At 69.9% G+C, this 3,881-nt stretch carries 4 protein-coding genes; 3 read left to right on the top strand and 1 reads right to left on the bottom strand.

What is annotated here, in order from left to right; translation table 11 throughout:
• Both DBR34_RS08480 and tldD read left to right on the top strand, forming a co-directional pair.
• A partial coding sequence (locus DBR34_RS08480; protein ID WP_308812523.1) for an AsmA-like C-terminal region-containing protein occupies nucleotides 1–886 on the top strand: 886 nt, incomplete at its 5' end.
• 53 nt (nucleotides 887–939) lie between these two features.
• Nucleotides 940–2,385 carry a metalloprotease TldD gene (gene tldD, locus DBR34_RS08475; protein ID WP_038687117.1) on the top strand — a complete coding sequence of 482 codons (1,446 nt, stop codon included), beginning with the start codon at nucleotides 940–942 and terminating at the stop codon, nucleotides 2,383–2,385.
• A gap of 83 nt (nucleotides 2,386–2,468) precedes the next feature.
• Here tldD and yjgA read toward each other — a convergent pair whose 3' ends face one another.
• Nucleotides 2,469–3,077, bottom strand: a complete 609-nt coding sequence (yjgA, locus tag DBR34_RS08470; RefSeq protein WP_128096462.1) for a ribosome biogenesis factor YjgA — start codon at nucleotides 3,075–3,077, stop codon at nucleotides 2,469–2,471.
• A 69-nt stretch (nucleotides 3,078–3,146) separates the two neighbouring features.
• On the opposite strand from yjgA, the gene DBR34_RS22400 reads away from it, so the two are divergent.
• Nucleotides 3,147–3,881: DNA gyrase modulator (locus tag DBR34_RS22400; RefSeq protein ID WP_308812522.1), on the top strand; the 735-nt coding region annotated here is incomplete at its 3' end.

The following is a 3,881-nucleotide window of genomic DNA, read 5'->3' as shown; positions in this document are numbered from 1 at the left end:
GTCCAGCGCCAACGACACCAACCCGGCGAAGATTCCGCCGCTGGCGCTGGACATCGAAGACCTGCAGTTCGGCAAGGCCAGGCTGGGCCAGGCGGTGCTGCGCACGCGCCCGTTCGGCAATGGCCTGAGCGTGGACCAGCTGCAGTTCCGCGCGCCCAAGCAGGCCATCGACATCCAGGGCCGCTGGCTGGGCATGGGCGCCGCTGCGCGCACCCAGGTCACTGTCGACGTGAAGAGCGAGGACCTGGGCGGCCTGATGCAGAACCTCGACTACGGCGGCCAGCTGCGCGGTGGCCAGGGCCAGCTCAGCCTCGACGCCGGCTGGCAGGGCGGTCCGTCGGACTTCCAGCTGGGCGCGCTGCAGGGGCAGCTGCAGGTGCATGCACGCAACGGCCAGTTGCTCGAGCTGGAACCCGGCGCCGGGCGCGTGCTGGGCCTGCTCAGCGTCACCCAGCTGCCGCGCCGGTTGATGTTCGATTTCCGCGATTTCTTCTCCAAGGGCTTCGCCTTCAACCAGGTCGAAGGCGCGCTGGCGTTCGGCAACGGCATGGCCACCACCGACAAGGTGCTGATCGAAGGCCCGGCGGCCAACATCAGCATCCGCGGCCAGACCGACCTGCGCCGCCAGCAGTTCGACCAGACCATCGACGTCAACCCCCGCGCCGGCAACCTGCTGACCGTGGTCGGCGCGGTCGCCGGTGGGCCGGTGGGCGCCGCCGTGGGCGCGGCCGCCAACGCGGTGCTGGGCAAGCCGCTGGGGGCGATCGGGGCCAAGACCTACCGGGTGACCGGCCCGTGGGCCGAACCCAAGGTCGAAGTGATCGACCGTGACGATGCCCCGCCACCACGTGCGGCTCCCGCTGCGTTGCCGCCCCCGGTACGCTGACCCCTTTCCCGCGCCCGGGTTGCGATAGCGGCCCGCGCCCTCAGATAGATGACATGACCGACAACGCACTTACCCTTGCCAACGACCGCCTGCTGCTGCCCGCCGGGCTCGATGCCGGTGGACTGGAACGTACCTTCGGTACCCTGCTGGGCCCGGGCATCGATTTTGGCGATCTGTATTTCCAGCACGCCCGGCGCGAAAGCTGGAGCGTGGAAGATGGCATCGTCAAGGACGGCGCCCATTCGATCGAACAGGGCGTCGGCGTGCGCGCCATTGCCGGTGAAAAGACCGGCTTTGCCTACTCCGACGACATCCACCGTGACGCACTGCTGGCGGCGGCGCAGTCGGCCCGTGCCATTTCACGCGAGGGCGGGGCGCAGCAGGCGCGCTCGCTGGTGCGTGGCAACGGCCGCGCGCTGTACCCGGCGCTGGACCCGATCGACGGCATGGGCAACGAGGCCAAGGTCGAGGTGCTCAAGCGCCTGGACCGTTACCTGCGCGCCGCCGACCCGCGCGTGCAGCAGGTAATGGTGAGCCTGTCCGGCGGCGTGGACACGGTACTCATCGCGCGCAGCGACGGCGTGCTGGCCGCCGACATCCGGCCGCTGGTGCGGCTGAACGTGCAGGTGATCGTGGAGCAGCACGGTCGCCGCGAGTCCGGCTATTCCGGCGGCGGTGGCCGTTACAGCTATGCCGAACTGTTCGCCGACGACCGCCCCGAGCGGTTCGCCCGCGAAGCGCTGCGCCAGGCGCTGGTCAACCTGGAGGCAATCCCGGCCCCGGCCGGGGTGATGACCGTGGTGCTCGGCCCGGGCTGGCCCGGCGTGCTGCTGCACGAGGCGGTGGGCCACGGCCTGGAAGGCGACTTCAACCGCAAGGGCACCAGCGTTTATGCCGGCCGCGTCGGCGAGCGCGTGGCGGCCCCGGGCGTGACCATCGTCGATGACGGCACCCTGGACGGGCGCCGCGGTTCCCTCAACATTGACGACGAGGGCCATCCGACCCAGTGCACCACGCTGATCGAGGACGGCATCCTGGTCGGCTACATGCAGGATTCGCTCAATGCGCGCCTGATGGGCGTGGCCCCGACCGGCAACGGCCGCCGCGAATCGTTCGCGCACATGACCATGCCACGCATGACCAACACCTACATGCGCGCCGGCCAGCACGACCCGGAAGAAATGATCCGTTCGGTGAAGAAGGGCCTGTACGCGGTCAATTTCGGCGGCGGCCAGGTCGACATCACCAGCGGCAAGTATGTGTTCTCGGCCACCGAGGCCTACCTGATCGAGGACGGCAAGGTGACCGCGCCGGTGAAGGGCGCCACGCTGATCGGCAACGGGCCGGAAACCATGCAGAAGGTCCGCATGATCGGCAACGACCTGGCCTTGGACGAGGGCGTGGGGATCTGCGGCAAGGATGGCCAGAGCGTGCCGGTGGGCGTGGGCCAGCCATCGCTGCTGATCGATGGCATCACCGTGGGCGGCACCCAGGCCTGAGCCAGGCGATGCGCCCGTGCTGCCGGTTCGAGCGCCCCGCAGGTGCCAGCCCTGGGCTGGCACCGCCGCGTGGGCGGTCGGGCTCAGTCTTCGGCGGAGTCGTTGTCGTGCTGGTCGTCCTGCTCTTCCAGGTCGTCGGCCGCGGTGAGGTTGGCGGCGTCCAGGCCCAGCGCGGCCGGCAGCAGCAGCGTCCGCAGCAGCTGGTAGATCTCGCGGTAGGCGCGTGGCGGCTTGTTCTTGGCCTTCTCGGCCTGGGCGTTGCGCACCAGCGTGCGCAGCTGCTGGCGGTCGGCATGCGGGTATTCGTCCAGCAGCGCGCCCAGCGCCTTGTCGCCGTCCTTCAACAGGCGCTCGCGCCAGTCTTCCACGCGGTGCATGGTGGCCACTTCACGGCGCGAGGTTTCGCTGTTGGCGTCCAGCGCATCGCGGATGGCATCCAGCGCGGCATCGTCTTCGCGGCGCATGTGCTTGGCCAGGAACGCCAGCTGGCGCTTGTGGGCGATGTGCGCGGTGATGCGCTTGGCCTCGGCGATGTGCGGCAGCAGGTCTTCGGGCACCGGCACCCGGGCCAGCTGGGCCGGGGTCAGCGCGACCAGCTTCTCGCCGAGCGCCAGCACGTCCAGGGCGTCCCGGCGGTTCTGGCTACGGCTGATGTCTAGGAATTCACCGGTATCTTCGTCGCGTCCGCGCATCGTCTTATTTCCACATCCGTAAACTGTGCCCCGCGTTGCGCCAGGCACTCACCCGTACAGGATAAAGCATTGAACGTGATCTCCCCTGAAGTCTCCCCGGCCGACGACAGCCTGCAGCGCCTGGAGCAGCTGGCCGACATCTCCCAACGCCTGCTGGAGCGGGCCAAAGCCATGGGCGCCAGCCAGGCCGAGGTCAGCTGCAGCGACGAGCGCGGCCTGGACGTGAATGTGCGCCTGGGCGAGGTGGAAACGGTGGAATCCACCCGCGACCGCGGCATTGCGGTGACCGTCTACTTCGGCCAGCGCAAGGGCAGCGCCAGTACCGCCGACCTGCAGGACGCCAGCCTGGAATCGACCGTGGCCCAGGCCTGCGCCATCGCCCGGCACACCGAGGACGACGCCGCGGCCGGGCTGGCCGAGGCCGCCCTGATGGCGCGCGAGTTCCCCGACCTGGACGGCTGGCACCCCTGGAACCTGGGGGCTGACGAGGCGCTGGACCTGGCCCTGGCCTGTGAGGCGGCCGGGCGTGAAGCCGATGGCCGCATCAGCAACTCCGATGGCGCCTCGGCCGCCACCTCGCAGAGCCTGTCGGTGTATGCCAATTCCCATGGCTTCATCGGCCGCGAGCGCAGCAGCCACCATTCGGTGGGCTGCGCGCTGATCGCCGGGCAGGGCGACGGCATGCAGCGCGATGGCTGGTACAGCAGCGCGCTGGCCCGTGAAGACCTGGAATCGGCCGCCGCGATCGGCCGCCGTGCCGCCGAGCGCACCGTGGCCCGGCTGCAGCCGCGCTCGATGGCGACC

This window comes from Stenotrophomonas sp. HMWF003, from assembly GCF_003061285.1.
Classification (GTDB): Bacteria; Pseudomonadota; Gammaproteobacteria; order Xanthomonadales; family Xanthomonadaceae; genus Stenotrophomonas; species Stenotrophomonas maltophilia_AP.
The sequence above is the reverse complement of the archived record's forward strand: the minus strand, read 5'-3'. Positions and strand labels throughout refer to the sequence as shown.

What these genes read in the sequence shown, in the direction of transcription:
- yjgA (WP_128096462.1), bottom strand. Translation starts at nt 3,077, where the DNA reads ATGCGCGGACGCGACGAAGATACCGGTGAATTCCTAGACATCAGCCGT.
- tldD (WP_038687117.1), top strand. Translation starts at nt 940, where the DNA reads ATGACCGACAACGCACTTACCCTTGCCAACGACCGCCTGCTGCTGCCC.